The 18,108-nt window shown below is 35.7% G+C and carries 14 protein-coding genes; 5 read left to right on the top strand and 9 right to left on the bottom strand.

Going from position 1 to position 18,108, the window contains the following annotated elements; translation table 11 throughout:
- Window positions 1-11 precede the first annotated feature (11 nt).
- Complete coding sequence (locus tag M899_RS02570) at window positions 12-1,394, top strand: pyridoxal-phosphate dependent enzyme (RefSeq protein WP_021269895.1); 1,383 nt, start codon at window positions 12-14, stop codon at window positions 1,392-1,394.
- Window positions 1,394-2,560 carry a trans-sulfuration enzyme family protein gene (locus tag M899_RS02565; protein ID WP_021269909.1) on the top strand — a complete coding sequence of 389 codons (1,167 nt, stop codon included), beginning with the start codon at window positions 1,394-1,396 and terminating at the stop codon, window positions 2,558-2,560. Before M899_RS02570 ends, M899_RS02565 begins: the two co-directional genes overlap by 1 nt.
- On the opposite strand, the gene M899_RS02560 is transcribed toward M899_RS02565, so the two are convergent.
- Both M899_RS02560 and M899_RS02555 read right to left on the bottom strand, forming a co-directional pair.
- Window positions 2,557-3,162: a hypothetical protein gene (locus M899_RS02560; protein ID WP_021269900.1), complete on the bottom strand. Its 606-nt coding sequence runs from the start codon at window positions 3,160-3,162 to the stop codon at window positions 2,557-2,559. The genes M899_RS02565 and M899_RS02560 overlap by 4 nt on opposite strands.
- Window positions 3,143-4,252, bottom strand: a complete 1,110-nt coding sequence (locus tag M899_RS02555) for a hypothetical protein (RefSeq protein ID WP_021269908.1) — start codon at window positions 4,250-4,252, stop codon at window positions 3,143-3,145. Before M899_RS02555 ends, M899_RS02560 begins: the two co-directional genes overlap by 20 nt.
- A 149-nt stretch (window positions 4,253-4,401) precedes the next feature.
- Here M899_RS02555 and M899_RS02550 point away from each other — a divergent pair, with 149 nt between their 5' ends.
- Genes M899_RS02550 through M899_RS02540 form a run of 3 tightly spaced genes read left to right on the top strand, consistent with a single transcriptional unit; the run spans window position 4,402 to window position 8,095 of the window.
- Window positions 4,402-5,229 carry an HD-GYP domain-containing protein gene (locus tag M899_RS02550; protein WP_052610300.1) on the top strand — a complete coding sequence of 276 codons (828 nt, stop codon included), beginning with the start codon at window positions 4,402-4,404 and terminating at the stop codon, window positions 5,227-5,229.
- Between the two features lie 37 nt (window positions 5,230-5,266).
- On the top strand, window positions 5,267-6,064 hold the full coding sequence (locus M899_RS02545) for a sulfite exporter TauE/SafE family protein (protein WP_034727522.1): 798 nt from the start codon (window positions 5,267-5,269) through the stop codon (window positions 6,062-6,064).
- A gap of 51 nt (window positions 6,065-6,115) precedes the next feature.
- Entirely contained in the window at window positions 6,116-8,095 is a 1,980-nt protein-coding gene (locus M899_RS02540) for a site-specific recombinase (RefSeq protein WP_021269818.1), read from the top strand.
- On the opposite strand, the gene M899_RS02535 is transcribed toward M899_RS02540, so the two are convergent.
- From M899_RS02535 to M899_RS02505, 7 genes are all read right to left on the bottom strand, one after another.
- On the bottom strand, window positions 8,096-10,678 hold the full coding sequence (locus M899_RS02535) for a chemotaxis protein CheW (RefSeq protein ID WP_021269823.1): 2,583 nt from the start codon (window positions 10,676-10,678) through the stop codon (window positions 8,096-8,098).
- A gap of 83 nt (window positions 10,679-10,761) precedes the next feature.
- Complete coding sequence (locus M899_RS02530) at window positions 10,762-11,124, bottom strand: response regulator (RefSeq protein ID WP_021269876.1); 363 nt, start codon at window positions 11,122-11,124, stop codon at window positions 10,762-10,764.
- 8 nt (window positions 11,125-11,132) lie between these two features.
- Window positions 11,133-12,221 carry a hypothetical protein gene (locus tag M899_RS02525; protein WP_021269841.1) on the bottom strand — a complete coding sequence of 363 codons (1,089 nt, stop codon included), beginning with the start codon at window positions 12,219-12,221 and terminating at the stop codon, window positions 11,133-11,135.
- 2 nt (window positions 12,222-12,223) lie between these two features.
- Complete coding sequence (gene cheB / locus M899_RS02520; protein ID WP_021269899.1) at window positions 12,224-13,291, bottom strand: chemotaxis-specific protein-glutamate methyltransferase CheB; 1,068 nt, start codon at window positions 13,289-13,291, stop codon at window positions 12,224-12,226.
- Window positions 13,292-13,305: 14 nt separating this feature from the next.
- Entirely contained in the window at window positions 13,306-14,862 is a 1,557-nt protein-coding gene (locus M899_RS02515; protein ID WP_021269896.1) for a methyl-accepting chemotaxis protein, read from the bottom strand.
- Between the two features lie 13 nt (window positions 14,863-14,875).
- Complete coding sequence (locus M899_RS02510) at window positions 14,876-15,337, bottom strand: chemotaxis protein CheW (RefSeq protein ID WP_021269821.1); 462 nt, start codon at window positions 15,335-15,337, stop codon at window positions 14,876-14,878.
- A gap of 8 nt (window positions 15,338-15,345) precedes the next feature.
- Entirely contained in the window at window positions 15,346-18,048 is a 2,703-nt protein-coding gene (locus M899_RS02505) for a hybrid sensor histidine kinase/response regulator (protein WP_034727517.1), read from the bottom strand.
- Window positions 18,049-18,108: the final 60 nt, after the last annotated feature.

The raw sequence follows: 18,108 nt of genomic DNA, 5'->3' as shown, positions 1-18,108 counted from the left end.
AGAGGTATTCTATGATGAAAGGTGCAAGAAAAAATGTACTTGAAGCAATTGGTGGAACGCCGATTGTAAAATTGAACAAGACTGTAACAGAAGTTGAGTCGGAAATTTATGTAAAACTTGAATACATGAATCCAGGCGGATCGACAAAAGACCGAATTGGTTCATATATGCTTGATCAAGCTGTGAAAGAAGGAAAGCTTAAACCAGGCGGAACAATTATTGAAGGAACATCTGGTAACACAGGTGTTGGTCTTGCAATGTGGGCGGCCATTCACGGTTACAAATGTATTTTCGTACTTGCTGATAAACAATCAAGAGAGAAAATTGATAACCTACGTGCCTTTGGTGCGAAAGTTGTTGTTTGTCCAACAAACGTTGAGCCAGAAGATCCTAGATCATACTATTCTGTTTCAAAAAGACTTGCAGAAACTATTCCGAATTCATTTTATGTAAACCAGTATGACAATCTTCACAATAGAAATACACACTATAACTGGACTGCTCCAGAAATGTACGAACAAACACAAGGTGACTTTGATGTATTCATGGCCGGTGTTGGTACAGGGGGAACAATTACTGGTTGTGGAATGTTCTTCAAAGAGAAAATGCCTGATGTAAAAATTGTTGGTATTGACTGTGAAGGTTCAATCATCGCTCACTATGCTAAAACGGGTGAGATGTGTGAAGCGAAGTCATACGTTATCGAAGGTATTGGTGAAGATTTTATTCCTCAAAACTATGACTTCAGCGTAATTGATGACTTTGTTGTTGTTGGAGATAAAGAATCATTTTTAATGACAAGACGTCTTCTAAAAGAAGAAGGTATCTACGCAGGTGGTTCTGCTGGTGCGGCCATTTGTGGTGCAATTAAATATGCCAAGACTCTGAAAGAGCCAAAGAAAATTCTAATCCTTCTTCACGATTCTGGTAACCGTTATGCTTCAAAAATCTATAACGATGATTGGATGAGTGACAAAGGTTACCTAGATTCTTCTTTCAACGTTCAAATCAACGAAGTTCTTAAGTCACTTGGTAAAAATGGTAATGTTTTTACTGTAAGTGATGGAGCGACTGTTGGAGATGCTGTTAAAATCATGAATGAGAAGAATGTTTCTCAACTTCCTGTTCTTAACAAGAATCAAGAAATTGTAGGAATGCTTTACGAGAAAAATCTTGTTCGTCCAGTTCTTATGGGCGAATTCAAGCAAGATGACAACGTTTCGATTGCGTATTCTAATAAATTTAAAGTTGTAGATAGAAATGAATTACTAGAAGTTGCAGGTAGTGCTCTTCTCAATAAAGAAGTTGCAGTTATTACTGATCACGGCAAGATCTACGATATTCTAACTGAAATTGATGTACTTCAATATTTTTCTAAAAAAGTTCATAGCTAATGAAAAAAACAGATAGAGACCAAATGGATTTTGCAACTAGAGTGATTCACGTAGGTGGAGAACCTGATAAAGAAACGGGCGCAATTATGCCGCCCATTTATCAAACTTCAACATATGTTCAATCTAGTCCTGGAAAGCACAAAGGATATGAGTACACACGATCTCATAATCCAACAAGAACAAGATTAGAGGAGTGCATAGCTTCACTTGAGAACGCTAAGCACTCACTTGTAACTGCAAGTGGACTTTCTGCTGAGATGCTTATTATGCACGCAATCCCTGCGGGCTCTACTGTTATTTGTGGTGACGATGTTTACGGTGGTACTTACAGACTATTTACAACTGTTTTCAATTCGATTCATAACTTTATCTTTGTTAATACAACAGACATTAAACTTTTAGAAAAAACATTGAAAGAGCACAAAGCGGCCCTACTATGGCTTGAATCTCCAACAAACCCTCTTCTTAAAATTACAGATATCACAAAGGCCTGTGCTATCGCAAAAAAGACGAAGACTAAAGTTGTTGTAGACAATACTTTCATGAGCCCCTACTTCCAAAATCCACTTGATCTTGGAGCGGACATCGTACTTCATTCAATGACAAAATATATTAATGGTCATAGTGATGTCATTGGTGGTGCGCTAATGCTTAACGATGCCGATATGTATAAGAAGCTATGGGTACTTCAAAACTCAATTGGACCAAGCCAATCTCCTTTTGATTCTTGGCTAGTATTAAGAGGAATTAAAACTCTTGCAATCAGAATGGAAGCTCACCAAAAGAATGCAATGAAAATTGCAGCTTGGTTAGAAAAACATCCAAAAGTTGAAAGAGTTGTTTATCCAGGACTCAAATCTCACCCACAGCATTCAATCGCTAAAAAGCAAATGAAAGGCTTCGGAGGAATGATTACTTTCTTCCTAAAGGGTGACATCAAAAAATGTAATAAGTTCCTATCAACTGTTAAATTATTCTCACTCGCTGAGTCTCTAGGTGGTGTTGAATCATTGATTGAACATCCGGCCATCATGACTCACGCTTCTTTACCAAAGAAAACGAGAGAGGCCATTGGACTTACTGATAATTTAATCCGTCTGTCTGTTGGTATTGAAAACGTTGAAGATCTAATTAACGATTTAGAAGTGGCATTCGCCAAAGTCTAAAAAGACTCTGGCGCTGAATTTTGATCAAATTGAGCTGGGGCCTCGCTATTAACAGCAGGGCCTTCTTTTTTTACGGCCGCAGGATGAGAAAACTCTCGAACAAGTACGTTTTCGTAGTTCTCATTTCTATCGAACACAATTCCTTGATTCAAATAACTATTGGCCAATAAAAATGCGCAATAGATCCTACCGTGATCACTATTAATTTGATCCTTCTCACCTTCCGCGAAGATTAGTCCATCATCTTGAAGAAGTGTTTTAATCGTTTGATATTCTTTGCAAAACTCATCTTTGCGACCTGTCTCACAATTATCATTTCTCTTAAGTACTGTTACGGCCCCAGTTGTTTGTTTAATGTGAACAGGTCCACGACAAACGTCTACTTTCCAATTTCTTTTGTAGTATTTAAATTTTGTGTGTTCAACATTCACAACACAACCCTCTTTCTCTACCTTGATCCTATTTTCAAGTAGACCAAAAGGAAAACCCTTGTGTGAAACCTCAACTTCAAAATTTGATTGCAGACATTCAGAATCTGAAAAAGATGCAAAACTCTGAGTGGCCATCAAAAGGAAAATAAAACTAAACTTGAACAATGACATTATCTTTAACCTCTAGTGAAATAACTGTCGCATCGTACTCTAAGAAGGTCGATGTTGTATTTTTTTTCATCTGATAAAATAATTCGTTAATAACATTATTAGCACCATTTTCTTTGAGTGTCTCTCTCAAGAAAACCATGATGGATTCTCCTTCAATACGATCCCCCGTATTCATGTGAACCCCAGGACTTACGAAGAAATACTTTCCACCTCTTTGCATTTTTGATTTGAAGTATGATTTTTCAAAAAAGCTTTGAGAAAGTGGATATTTATTAGAATAGAAAAGTGAATCACCTTTGTCTCCAATACTATCAAACTCTCCGAAAACATGTCCTTCTACATCTAATGATGCTCTATCGATAACTGCAAAGCAAAGAGAAAGTGACAGTTTCTTGCGTGATGATTCTTGCAGGAGAGATAACTCTTGCATTAATGCGGTTGCAAGATTCTCAAGCTCACCCATACTATATTGTCCCTTCGATTTCAGCATTTCCATTTGCAATAATACTGAGCTCGAAAGCAAGTATGAATTACATTGAGTCATAAGAATAACAATTTTTCTTTCCGACTCAAAGAAATCAAAAAATTCACCGCCAGAACTTTCTCCAGCACTGAATTTACTAACGATCTCGATTCCTTTAAAACTATCCTGTCTCATTGGAACAAGCTTCTCATGAAACTTTTTAACTCTTTGGAGTTCTTTACTTGCAATTTCCAAAGCATTATCAATCTTTTCTTCAACCATATGGATTGAGCTTAATTCAAAAAATGTCTTCAATGAATTTCTAAAAAATGGTGACTCTCTATGAGAAAGAAACGAAACAAAATTGTGTCGCTGTTCAATTGTACCAATATGTTCATCCGATAGACCTTCTGTATAAACTCCAAAACTTCTAAATTTATCAAAGAAATTCTCTTGTGCAGTTTCAAGAGCACAAGGAAGAATAATCGTAGCACCACTAAAGTAATGATCATCTTTCAAAGAGTCAGCAGACCATTCAAGGCATTGTAGGCCGCTGGCCTCAACTGCCCTCTTAAGAAATGAAACCATCGAATTATCACTGTAAATTAAATTTATCACACGGTCCAAGAGCTATCCTTTTTAAGCAAAATCTATAACTTGAGAATACCATGATCTATTTACAAGCAAAGGCCCATGCAATTTGTACCTTTTAGCGACGGCAACAAATTTGGGCAAATGACCATTTTCAAAGTCTGATCGCAAGTGTCGGATAATGTGTGAAAACACAGAATTATACTCAAGAATCAGGACAAAATTCCGAAAAGAATCCTGATGCTAGTTATCATTTATTAGTACGAGCAACCGGAAATATGACTATGACCAAAAAACCAGACAACGTCTATTCGATCCCTGAACTCCTTACGAATATGACGCTTATGAACCTCTCAAGCGAAGTAGAGGGTCTTAAAAAGAAGCAGAAAGAAACTTGCGAAATGGCCGCAAGAAGTATCCTATATGCACTAGACTGCAAAGATCATTATACATATGGACATAGCACGAGAGTTGCCTTCTATAGCCTCGCCCTTGGTCGCGAACTCGGTTTAAATGAAGAAGAGCTCTATGAGCTTGAACTCTCAGCTCTATTTCATGATATTGGAAAAATTGGTGTCCCTGATTCGGTTCTCTTAAAGCCGACTCGTCTAACTGAAGAAGAGTTTCTTCAAATGAAGGCCCACCCTACACTTTCATATGAAATTTTAAAAGATTTTGAACCTTTTGGTAAAATAGCAATCAATGCAAAACACCACCATGAAAGATTTGATGGACGTGGTTATCCAGATGGTCTTAAAGGTGATGAAATTCCGTTTATGTCACGAATTATTCTTATTGCAGATACATTTGATGCCATGACTTCGACTAGACCCTATAGAAAAGGTCTTCCCTACGATGTGGCCTTCAATGAATTAGAAGAATTCTCTGGCAGTCAATTTGATCCGGCCTTAGTTAAGCACTTTATTAATGCTATGAAAAAAGAAGAGTCTAAAAATGAAAAGACTTTTACTCTTAGTATTGTAAATGGCACATTTGAAAAAGATGCGGCTTAATTTTTGCTAAATCCTTAAAAAGTTGTATATTAGCGTCATGTTGATTTGCATTCTCTTGATATGTGCTCTCGTTTCATTTCTCGGTACGATGGCCGGCTTTGGTGGTGGAATATTTATTGTTCCTATTCTCGTTATGTTCTTTAAAGTTCCCATTGAAATGGCCATTGGAGTTACTGCTATTTCACTCTTTCCCTCAAGCTTACTTTCAACTTGTTTAAATATTAAAAAGAAGGCCGTAGATTACAAGCTTATGATTGCTCTAGAAATCCCAACAATAGTTGGAGCTTTTCTTGGAGCAAAGCTCACAGGGCTTATCCCTACAAAACCTCTCGAAATGATCTTCGCCTCATTTCTCCTATTCATGGCCTATAAAACTTTATGGCCTGCGAAGAAAGAGACTTTCTTCAGTAAAATTGTAGAGAATTTAAATAACAAGGGATTTCTCATCAAAAATGAACACTATAAAGTGAGTCTTTACAGTGCTTCTATATTTGGTATTTTAGCAGGAGTTCTTGCTGGGCTCTTTGGAATTGGCGGTGGAATAATCAAAACACCCATCATGATAAATATCTTCAAAGTTCCGATTAAAACAGCAACAGCTACGGCCCTTGCCATGATCGTGTTTACAAGTCTTTCATCTGGTATCACTCACTGGCAAATGGGACATATTGAAAAAGAACTTTTGGCCTATGTTGTAAGTGGCTTCTTTCTTGGAGCTCTTATTGGCGCTTGGACAAACTCTAAATTCACAGACAAACACGTTAAAAAGCTAATCTCATTCTCTATTGCCCTGGCCGGGATGAGTGTATTTGTGCACGCAGTGTTCCTTGCATAGCAAAAATATCGGACTTTATAATACTAGCTACACAAACTACCCTAGGTGATAATGGCTGACTTTTCAAATAATCTTAAAAATGATCTAGACCTCAGTAAAGTTTTCTCATTTCGATGGCTTCTTGATCTTTGTGCGAAATTGCGACCTGATCATTTTACTAATGTAGAAATGGCCAATAAGAATATGGAAACATTAATCTATATTCTTGAACAAAATCCTGAATCAGCTAAATGTGTTGGTGAAGAAGTTCTTCGCATCTTTAAAAATTATTCTTTTGTTTCATTTATTACAGAATCAGGTTTTACAAAGAATGAAAGTTTCATGATTCAACTCAGAAATATTCTCTTTGAAAAAATTCTTCCAGAATCTTATGACCGAGATGATATTCTCTATATTTTTGAAAAACTCTTCTATCAACACAATGACTATGAATGGATGACTCTTGTCTCTGAAGATAATTGGTCTAAATTATTCACAGTTCTTGGTTATGAAGAATTTAATACCCTAGATCGTCAGAATCATTTTTTAAGACAAATTCTCAACTGTATCCAAGTTATCTCTATTAGAATCAATGCTATTGGTATTTCACCTGAGATTATTGAAAAATTCCCTCAACTGGAAAATTTTGAATCGCCTTTCATGGCCCAACAGCATGAGATACAACATTATATTGAAGAATATTTTGATGAAGGATTTGATAGGAGTGTAGACAACCAGCACTATAGACATATTCTTGTTCTGCTTGAGCAGTGTGAAGAATATGTAGAAATGATCAAAAAGAGAAAGCACATCTTTGGCGTAAGCTTTAAATTAACAAATTACCTTATAAGACTTAATCAAAACATTAAGCGTTTAAAAAAACTTCTGGCCCTCATTACGTTTCGACCTGAAACACCAAAATTTTCTGAAGAGATACATTTTTTCAAAGTTCTAATTCACAATTTAAAAGAAAGAAAGAGCTTTAGATATACGATAAACAAAAATCTTGAATTGATGGCCCAACAGGTAATTGAAAACACTTCACAAGTTGGTTCACTCTATATTACCGAAACCTTTGCTGAATACATGAAAATGTTTCTCTCTTCATGTGGTGGTGGTTTAATTGTAGGTTTTCTTACAATTATTAAAATGATGATCTATTACATGCAACTCCCATTCTTTGGAACTGCATTTTTTTATAGTTTAAACTACTCACTGGGTTTTATATTAATCCATGTGACTGGCTCAAAGCTAGCGACGAAGCAACCTGCAATGACGGCCTCAAGACTGGCCCTGGCCATAGATGATAAGATTGATGATAAAGAAGAAATAGATGATCTCGTAAAAATGGTTCGATTGATCTTCAGGTCTCAATTTATCTCATTCGTAGGTAACGTTATTATTTCTTTTCCTGTGGCCTTTACTCTATCTTGGCTTTACTTCATTGTCTCAGGTCAAGACCTCATAACAGACTCGAAGGCACAGGAGCTAATTGAAGAGCTAAATCCAATTACTAGTTTATCAATCTTTCATGCAGCACTAACTGGTTTCTATCTATTTTTGTCTGGACTTTTAACTGGGTATTATGAAAATTTCAGTTATGTTTCAAAGCTCCATTTAAGAATAAAAGACCATCCAAGACTACGTAAGATTTTGCCAGCAAGATTTCTTATTAAGTTCTCTTTTTATATTGAAAACAATCTTGGCCAACTTCTTGGAAACTTCTTTTTAGGTATATTCCTAGGGACAACAAGTACATTTGGAAAAATTATTGGACTTCCACTTGATATACGACACATTACTTTTTCAGCAGGAAATTTTGGTCTTGCGATTTCAAAGCTAGGGACTTCGATACCTCTGGATACTTTTATCATTTCCATAATTGGAATTGGGCTTATTGGTCTTATGAACTTTATTGTGAGCTTCGGACTATCACTTTTTGTGGCCATTGAATCAAAGGGTTCTTCATTAAGTCGAGGTAAAATTCTAATCAAAAGAATTTTCAGACTTTTCCTAAAAAACCCATTCGCCTTTTTTATACCTATTAAATGATTATGCGGCATCAGCGAGTTCATTTTCAAACTCGCTGACTTCTTGATATTGATCCAACTTAGTATAATTATCCATCAAAAATTCGACATCAACCAATGTCATTGTTTTTTCTTCAATATAAACAGAACCTACAATACCTTCTCGATCACTTAATTCTTCGTAAATTTGTTCACTTGTAAGGCCAATATCTTTTATACTCTTAACGACTAGTCCGAATTGTTGATTATTTCTGTGAATCACAATGACATTAATAACTTCTTCGGCATCAAGAATTTCCTGTAAATTTGTTCCTGATAGATTTAACATTCTTTCAACATGTATCAGAGGTAAGAAGTCTTCGCGATATCTAATAAGTGGAATATCGCCAGTAAATTGAACATTTGCTGTTTGAAATTCTTCTAATCGACTTACGCAAGACAAATCAACACAAAACTTTTTGCGAGAGAATAAATCAAATTGCATATATTCTCTATATACAACTTGCTCTTCACCAGAGTTATTTCGAAGTAAGCTATCATCGGTTTCAATATCCACTGTAACGTGCTCTAGTTGGGCAATACCGACAAGATCAAGAATAAGGGCCATATCTCCATCGCCAACTAAAGTAGAGCCTGAAAATGTTTTTGTGTTTTTTAAAAGTGGCGACATTTTCTTAACTACAATTTCTTCGATATCATGAATTTGATCGACTATAATTCCGTATTTAAAACCCTCACCTTTTACAATAACAATAGAGATTTCTTTGTTGAAATCAGTTGTTTCGGAAACGGTATTTAATTTTAAAACATTCTCTAGAGATATAAGAGGAATAAGTTCGTTATGACTCTTAAGTAGTGCAACGTCCTCTACAAAGACTATTCGCCCCTCATCAGAGTGTGGATCATAACTAAAAACCTCCGCAACTTCATCAAGAGAGATGCAGTAGTTTAACCCAAAGGCCTCAACCATTAGGGCCTTAATAATAAGAACAGACCTAGGAATTGGTAAAACCATAATGAATTTTGTACCTTTTCCAGGCTTTGAATCAATATGAATTTTCCCCCCAATCTCTTCGACCGAACTTCTAACCATATCCATTCCAACACCGCGACCAGATAGATCTGTTACCTGAGCGGCAGTACTGAAGCCAGATTCGAAAATAATACTAAGAATTCTTGCTTCAGACATTTTGTCGATTTGTTCTTTTGTATATAACTCTTTTTCAAGAGCTTTAACTTTTAGCTTTTCAGGATCTATTCCATTTCCATCATCAACAATTTCAACAATAATATTATCAGCGTCTTCATAGGCCTTTAATGTCATATGACCTTGAGCTGGTTTACCGATTGATTCTCGTACACTTGGCAGCTCAATACCGTGGTCAATTCCATTACGGATAAGATGCACCAATGCTCCATTTAAGACTTTACTTATTATTGTATCGACTCTTAAAGTGTCACCAACTGTTTTAAACTCAATATCTTTACCAAGTGCTTTAGAAGCATCTCGAACAACTCTTTTCATTGGCTTAAAGACGCTATCGAGTGAAATTTTTCTCATCTCTGATATTTCGTTTTGGAGAAGAGAAGAGACCTTATGCATTTCCTCTAGGGAATCACTTAGTGTATCGAAATCTCTATCCCCTTGATACTTTGCTTCTAGCTTCATAGCTGATTTTAAAATCATATTACGAAGAACAGTAAGCTCTCCAGATAATTCCATAAAATCATCTAAGACACTCACTCCTACATTTATTTTTTCTTCTTCGTTCTTTGAACTCACAGGAGTTGCTAAGATATCGTCAAGCTTCTCTTGCTTCTGAGTGACTACGACATCTTCAGATGAAGAGAAATCTTCATCAAAAATTCCTACTTTTGATTTAATTTCAAATTCAAGTTCATTACCACCTTGAATTGATGAATACATAAATTTAAGTTCATCAAGACCTTTCAAAAGAACATCAATTACTTTTTGATTTACTTTAAGTTCGCCCGATTTTAATTTACCAACAAGATCTTCATACTTATGTGTATATGCGGGAACACTTTTTAACCCAACACACGATGAAGTTCCTTTAATTGTATGGAGTAATCTAAAATAACTATTAAGAGCATTAATATCTTCTGGGCTTTCTTCTAGAACAAGAATTAGTTCTTCAATTTCTTCAATCATTGGAAAAGATTCTTCAACAAATGAACAAATCATTTCTCGCTCTTCTTCCAATTGATCAATTCGAGTAGTTACGTTTGCATCAATTACTTTTTGAATTTGATCGGCGTTAAAAGGTTTTTCGACGAATGCAGCAATTTTAAGCTCCATTCCTTTAACGGCCATTTCTTTACTATAGAACCCTGTAACAAGTGCAAATGGAATATTTCCAACAGAGTTTAGAACTTTCTCTCTAAGCTCAAAACCATTCATAACTGGCATTGAAAAATCTGATAAAATGAAAGCGATTGTATTTGCATTCGCTTCCATGTACTTCAATGCTTCTTCAGGTTTGTCGAATGTTTTAATTTCGTATGACGAGTGATCAAAAAAAGAAGGATATATTTCTAAAACTGCTTTTTCGTCGTCGATACAGATAATTTTATATTTGCTCATAGTTGTCCCCATCTAAGGGGACTATTCGGCAATTCATTAAATGATATTTAGAAAAGAAAGTTTGAGTGTTTCAGGCAAGAAAATTATGCGTCTAGAACTAACTCCATTTTATTGAACAGAATATCACTCGTAAAAGGCTTCATGATATATTCAACTGCACCTAGTTCAAGTGCACGCTTAATATAGTCAGGTTTATTTTCAGTCGTCATCATAATAATTGGATTCTTAAAGATCCCATCTTCCATATTCTTTTTTAGGAACTCTGGACCGTTCATATTTGGCATATTCCAATCGAGAAGAATTAGATCAATATCACCATGTTCGGCAATACACTCAAATGCTCTTCTTCCATCTTCTGCCCATACGGCCTTATGTTCGGCTTCTTCTAACATCTGTGAAACCATCATAAAAATTGCTTTCGAATCATCTACAACAAGTACTTTCATAATGAACCTTAAAAATGAGTTACTTCTCTTAATCTTTTAATATTACTAGTATATCTTATCTTACAGCTTTCGGTAGACCAAAAAGCAAGTTCTGAACCTGTTTCATCCATAAAATTTCTTAACTCCCAGAGAAGATTTACTGCTTCCTCAAGAGTAACTAAATTCCGTGAAACCCAATCTAAAAGTTTCTTATTATCTTGCTTAAACATTTCTTCAAGTAGGCCAGAAATTGTGGCTATTAGCTTCTCACTTATCTTGGCCTTATACTCAATAGTTACATCTTTCAACATTACTAATTCTTGATACATGCTATTTAAAACATTAGAAACATCACTGCCTAGATCGGCACTAGATCTTGTCATATCGATAATTTTCAAAAGCTTCTTTTGCTTCTTCTCATTGTAGGCCTCTGAATAGGGAGAGATCTGTATCTCTGATTTAACAGACGCCACTTTATTTTCGAGACGTTGGAGTTCCTCATCAGAAAGACCGCCAAGTTCTTTTAAGCTCTCAAGAGCGGCAGCACTAATTTGTGTGTCTTCATCGCTGCTTTCTGTTTTTTCTTCTGAAGTCGCTGACTCATTAGAAAAGTTTAAATCATCACTTTTAGTCAGTTCAGCAATTTCAGCATCACTTAGTGTCCCTAGCTCTTTTAAACTTTCTAGGGCGGCTGAACTTATGAACGAATCATTCTCAACAGCATCTACTTTTTGTATTTCAACGTTATCAGAATCAGCAAGATTTGTATGATTCGCTTCTTTAAAACTATTAAAATGTTTTTTCAACTCTTCGCCATCGACATTAAATCTTTCCATGAGGATATTTGCAAAGTTCAAAGACTTTTCTTGGACATATGAAAATGCATCAGAAAATTTATCACTACTCAAAACACCATCACGTTTACAAACAGCAGAAAAAGACATCTTTTCATTTTCACATTTATTAAGAACGTCTAATATTTCTTGGCCACTTAATAACTTTTTTTCACTAACAGCTCTAATAAAACTTGGCGTTGATTCAGCTTGTAAATAGGAAGCCTCAATTGCAACATCTTCACTAATGAATCCTTTTTGAACCAAGTAACTACCAAAAAACATTATTAAATCCTTTTAGATATTTCATCTATTAACATTGCAATTTCGTTCAAAGAGAGTTCTGTAACATTAATTCCTGCACGAGAAATTGCACCGGGCATTCCCCAAACCACTGATGATTCTTTATCTTGGATGAATTGGTAAGCACCCTTTTTCTCTAGCTCTTTTGCTCCTCTCATTCCATCTTCACCCATACCAGTTAAAACAATTGAAAGAACTTGTTCACTGTAATTTTCAGCAACAGACTTGAATAAAACATCTACTGCTGGACGTACAAAGCAAACCTTCTCTTCTTGATTCATTGATAATGTTAAATCTTTTTTTAAAGTCATGTGATAATCACCAGGAGCGATATAACAGTGACCATTAGAAATCCTCTGATTATTTTTTGCTTCTGAAATTGATAAGACACTCACTTTATCCAACATTGAGGCGAGCTTTTCTGTAAACATTGCAGGCATATGCTGAACAATCAATATTGGAACAGAACTGCCAATTTTGATATTTTTGAAAATTTGCGCAAGTGCCTCAGGTCCACCCGTTGAACATCCAATAACAATCAACTTGGGTTTAATCATCATTTCATCAACAATACCCGGAATTGTTTTGATGGCCATTTGTGTTTTTTTAACAACTGGCTTTGGGGCGATATCAACAATTTTCTTGTGCTTATTTCCCTTGAATGCTTCTATTTTTTGAAGAAGTTCAAGACGTATCATTTTAATACTTTCTTCAATATCTCCCTTTCCTTCAATTTTTGGGACGAAATCATCAGCACCAGCATTTAGCGCATCGATTGTTTTCTCTGCACCACGAACTGTAAATGAAGAGAAGACTATTATAATAACGTCTTTATTGAATTCACGAATGGCCTTAATTGTTTCAAGGCCATCCATAACGGGCATTTCCATATCCAGAGTAATGAGAGAGATATCAGGATTATGCTTCAAAAAATCTATTGCTATTTTCCCGTTACTTACGGCCTTAAATACTTCTAATCCAGATACTTCTTTAAGTGCCTGAGTAATCGCTGTTCTATAAACAATTGAGTCATCAACAATTAAAACCTTCAACTCTCTCTCCAACCTTAGTCAATTTTTAGTTTTTCTACATACTCAGCTAGAATATCTGCCATTCCTCTAAGTTTCTTAGCTGATTCCTGAGCACTTACGGCATCTCTACCTGTTACTGATGCGGCCTCTGAAACCTGAGCAATATTTTCGTTAATCTGTCTAACACCTTCAGCTGCTTCTGTTACAATTCTTGTTACTTCATTTGTAGTAGATGCTTGTTCTTCTACTGATGCAGCAATATTTCCGGCATATCCGTTAACTTTATCAATCGCAACACTGATTTCACCAATTGCATTAACTGCGTTTTTAGAATCTGCCTGAATAGCTTCAATCTTTTTAGTGATATCATTTGTAGCTTTAGCTGTTTGCTTTGCAAGTTCTTTTACTTCATTGGCAACAACCGCAAAACCTTTCCCGGCCTCACCAGCTCTTGCAGCTTCAATAGTTGCATTTAGTGCAAGTAAGTTTGTTTGTTGTGCGATTGAAGAAATAACCTTAATTACATTTCCAATATCCATACTTGAATCACCAAGTTGACTGATAATTGTATTTGTATTTTTAGCCATTTTCATTGCGTCGTTACTTAAAGAAGATGCTTCATTAGTAGTCTTTGTAATTTCTTTAATTGCAGCAACCATTTCTTCCATATTCGAAGCAACAGTTTGAACACCAGCATTAACCTCTTCAGATGCCGAGCTTGCAGTATTAGCTTGAGCAGAAGTTTCTTCAGCTCCAGCAGATAAACTGTTTGAAACTTTAAGAAGGTTATCGGCAGCATCACTTAGCTCTTGTGAACTCTTATTTAGATCTTCAACTAGTGCAACTCTATCAGATACAACTTCCCAAGTTACCATTGGCCCCATGTAGTTCCCCTGACTATCTGTAATGGCCGAAACAAGAAGATTTAGTTTCTCTGGTCCAACCTGGATAAGGGCATTGTGTGGAAGATTAGATGCACTTCCGATAATCTTTCTTTGAACTTCTGGTCTCTTATGGAAGATATCAATACTTTGCCCAAGAAGATTATCAACTTTATCTGGAAGATATTGTTCTAGAGTCTTCAAAGTTTTTTTCGAATTCTCATTCATGTAAATCAATTGTCCCTCAGGTGATGCCATCATTGTATTGATTGGTGACTTATCAACCATCTGTTGAGCTTGTTGCATTTTTTTATCGTTTTCTAATTTCTCAGTAACCACTTCCCAAGTCACCATTGAACCAAGATAGTGACCGCTTTCATCTTTAATCGCAGAAACTAGTAGATCTAGTTTTTCAGGTCCAACTTGAATTAGTGCCTTGTGTGGCAGTTTTTTTGGATCAGCTATAATCTTTCTTTGAACTTCAGGTTTTTTATGAAACCAGTCAATTGATTGTCCCACTAGATCATCAACATCAGCAGGCAAATATTCTTGAAGTGTCTTCAGTGTTGTTCTTGAATTTTCATTCATGTAAAGAAGAACACCTTCAGGAGATGCCATCATCGTGTTGATAGGTGACAAATCCACCATTTGCTTAAAGTTAAGTTTTACGTCATTGTCGTTTGCTACAGCTTCCAAATTTACCTTGTTCATAATTCTCTCCTGACTAGTTCTCAATATTTAAAATTTTATTCAAATCTAAAAGTATTAATAAGCGTTTTTCTTGTTTATAAACTCCACCAATATATTTTCTAATTTTGTCATCTAATGTCTCTGGCGTTTTTTCAAATGTTCTCGTGTCGACATCAATTACATCCAAAATCTCATCAACGATTAGGGCATAAAGTGAATCACCTGAGCGGACTATAATATTCATATAGTCCTCACTATTACTTTCAGGTAATCCAAATAATGTTCTCAATGAAATCGACGTTACGATTTGTCCCCTCAAGTTGATTAATCCCCTAACATAATTTGGAGATAATGGAACAGGTGTTACTGTTTGTGGTTTAATCACTTCTTGTACATCCAAAACTGGTACAGAGTAATGTCCACTCCCAATCTTGAATCCACACAACTGTGTAATCTGTGTTCCTACGCTTCTTAATTTAGATGTTTCTTTTTCCATATATTTTCCTACGACTCACTTAAAAGAGATGCTACAGTTTCATCAAGAGAGCTTTGATTCATTTTATCTAACATAAAATTGAAACCAACTCTTTGACCTTCATCCAAATCTTTCGATTTCATACTTCCGCTTAATCCAATAATTGGTATTTTCGATTTTTCAGAACTCAGGCCGCGAACTTTCTGAACAAGCTCCCATCCATCAATCTCAGGCATTTCAATATCTGTTAATACGATATCGTATTTACCATTACCTTTATTAAGTCGATCTAAGGCCTCTCGCCCATTTGAAACGACATCAACTTCATACCCAATATCTTTTAAGTGTTCTGATTGAATTCGTTGATAGAGAACAGAATCATCAACAAGAAGAATACGACCTTTATTGCGAACAACTTCTTTTGCACTCTTGTAGTTGTGTCCGATTTTTTGCATATCAACCACTTTGTGTACATCAAGCACCGTTACAGTTTTTTCATTTATAAAGACTGTACCTAAAATTCCTTCTCGATCAATATTCTGTGAACTAACAGCACTTTCATTAATTGCAATATCTCTAATTTCTTCTACACATAGACCAAATAATGCATTCCTTAAGAAAACAACGATACAAGAAATATTTCTTTCAGGATCGTCACTTTCAAGTGTCGACTTTCCACGAAGATTCATTGTTTTCTCTAGGTTCAAAAGAGGCATCGGTCTTTCTCTATATCTAATAATCGCCTGATCTCCACTCCACTCAACTTGGTCACGATCAAACTCTTCCAAACGACTCACAAGACATAGTGGAACACCGTATTCTCTGCGATCGCCCAGTGAACAAAGAAGGATTTCATCTGTCTCAAGAGCACTTTTTGCAAGTTCTTGTTCATTGAAATGCTGTTCTGTTTTATGTCCATGGCCTTTATCGACATGATTTAAGAACCCGAGTGCATCGATAATTAATGCAACTCTCCCGTCACCCATAATGGTTGCCCCACCATAGATAGACAAATCTTTTAATTTCCTACTGAGAGGCTTAACTACAATTTCTTCAGTATCTAAAATTGTATCAACAATTAAGCCGTAAACTCTTCCTTCTGCACTTAAAATGGCAATATTTGTTGCTTTATCACCGTCTTGTAATTCTTCACCTTCATTTTCTAGCAACAGATGCTCACTCAATCTAAAAATGGGGATAAGCTCCCCTCTAAGGCGATAAAATTCTGAGTCATGTAGTTTTTCAATTTTCTCTGCTGAATCTTCGCCCTCTAGTCGAACGAGCTCCATTAAATTGATTTGTGGGATTGCAAATGTTTCTTCTTTTGATTGAACGACCAAGGCAGGAACAATGGCCAATGTGAGAGGAATCTTTAATTTAAAAGAAGTCCCTTCACCAACAATCGAATGGATATCAACAGATCCACCAATCTTTTCAATATTACTCTTAACAACATCCATTCCGACACCACGTCCAGATATATTTGTAACCTGTTCAGCAGTAGAAAAACCTGGAAGAAAAATCATATTAAGAATCTGTCTTTTAGACATACTACTTGCTTTTTCAGCACTAACAAGACCCTTTGAAACTGCCTTGTTTAGAATTTTTTCAGGATCAATACCATTTCCGTCGTCACTAATTTCGATAGTGACTTGGCCACCTTCATGGTAGGCCTTAATTGAAATTGTTCCCTCTTCCTTCTTTCCATTCCCTTCTCTGGCCGCAGGTGCTTCAATACCATGGTCAATAGCATTTCTTACAAGGTGTGTGAGGGGGTCACGAATGGCCTCAAGAAGAGTTTTATCAAGCTCAGTTTCTTTACCTGAAATATTTAGTTTAATTCTTTTTCTTTGTGAACGAGAGAGATCTCTTACGATTCTTTCAAATTTTGAAAATACACTTCCTACCGGTTGCATACGAGTTGTCATAATATCAGTCTGCAACTCAGTAGTAATAATGTTCAATTGTTGGGCCAATCTTGTTAACTCAGACGCATCTTCGTTATTCGCAAATTGTAGAATTTGATTTCTATTTAAAACCAACTCTCCCACAACGTTCATAATTTTATCTAATAATTTTACGTTAACTCTAACAACACTATCGGCAATTGCACCGACTTTAGCAGATGAAGAATCACCTTCCTCTGAACTTTCAACAACTGGAGCTTCAACTTTTTTAGGATGATGAACATGCTCGTCACCTTTAGTTTTTGAAAGAACCGGAGCGACTTCCACACTTTCAACTTTTTTAGGCGTACTATCAATTTTAGTTTGAGGAATATCAAATTCTTTTAGAGATTCTACAATATCATCTTGTAGCAGTGTCGGGACTTCGATTTCAATATCGCCATGTAAATATTTTTCAAATTCCTTAATGAGATATTCGAAATTCTGATTACCTTCTTCACCAGTTGATTCTATTGATTTCAAAATATCAAGACAAGCATCAAAACTTTTAAGAAATGTATCTGTTAAATTTTCATGAATCTGACATTTTGATTCACGAACAAGATCAAGTACATTTTCTGCAGCATGAGCTACTGCTTGAAGTTTTTGTAATCCTAAAAAACTAGCTGATCCTTTTAGAGTATGAACCTTTCTATAAATGGAATTTAATAACTCTTTATCATCAGGTCTTTTTTCAAAGCGTGTAAGCTCTTCACTTATACCAGCTAAATTTTCAAAGGATTCCAAAAGGAATTCTTGGACTACTATAGAATTCTGATCGACCATAACATCCTGCTATTATGTTGAATAATTAGTAACATAATAACAACATTCGAAAATGGTCTA

The sequence above is a fragment of the Bacteriovorax sp. BSW11_IV genome (assembly GCF_000447755.1).
Taxonomy (GTDB): Bacteria; Bdellovibrionota; Bacteriovoracia; order Bacteriovoracales; family Bacteriovoracaceae; genus BSW11-IV.
The sequence above is the reverse complement of the archived record's forward strand: the minus strand, read 5'-3'. Positions and strand labels throughout refer to the sequence as shown.

What these genes read in the sequence shown, in the direction of transcription:
- M899_RS02570 (WP_021269895.1), top strand. Translation starts at nt 12, where the DNA reads ATGATGAAAGGTGCAAGAAAAAATGTACTTGAAGCAATTGGTGGAACG.
- M899_RS02565 (WP_021269909.1), top strand. Translation starts at nt 1,394, where the DNA reads ATGAAAAAAACAGATAGAGACCAAATGGATTTTGCAACTAGAGTGATT.
- M899_RS02560 (WP_021269900.1), bottom strand. Translation starts at nt 3,162, where the DNA reads ATGTCATTGTTCAAGTTTAGTTTTATTTTCCTTTTGATGGCCACTCAG.
- M899_RS02545 (WP_034727522.1), top strand. Translation starts at nt 5,267, where the DNA reads ATGTTGATTTGCATTCTCTTGATATGTGCTCTCGTTTCATTTCTCGGT.
- M899_RS02540 (WP_021269818.1), top strand. Translation starts at nt 6,116, where the DNA reads ATGGCTGACTTTTCAAATAATCTTAAAAATGATCTAGACCTCAGTAAA.
- M899_RS02535 (WP_021269823.1), bottom strand. Translation starts at nt 10,678, where the DNA reads ATGAGCAAATATAAAATTATCTGTATCGACGACGAAAAAGCAGTTTTA.
- M899_RS02530 (WP_021269876.1), bottom strand. Translation starts at nt 11,124, where the DNA reads ATGAAAGTACTTGTTGTAGATGATTCGAAAGCAATTTTTATGATGGTT.
- M899_RS02525 (WP_021269841.1), bottom strand. Translation starts at nt 12,221, where the DNA reads ATGTTTTTTGGTAGTTACTTGGTTCAAAAAGGATTCATTAGTGAAGAT.
- M899_RS02515 (WP_021269896.1), bottom strand. Translation starts at nt 14,862, where the DNA reads ATGAACAAGGTAAATTTGGAAGCTGTAGCAAACGACAATGACGTAAAA.
- M899_RS02510 (WP_021269821.1), bottom strand. Translation starts at nt 15,337, where the DNA reads ATGGAAAAAGAAACATCTAAATTAAGAAGCGTAGGAACACAGATTACA.
- M899_RS02505 (WP_034727517.1), bottom strand. Translation starts at nt 18,048, where the DNA reads ATGGTCGATCAGAATTCTATAGTAGTCCAAGAATTCCTTTTGGAATCC.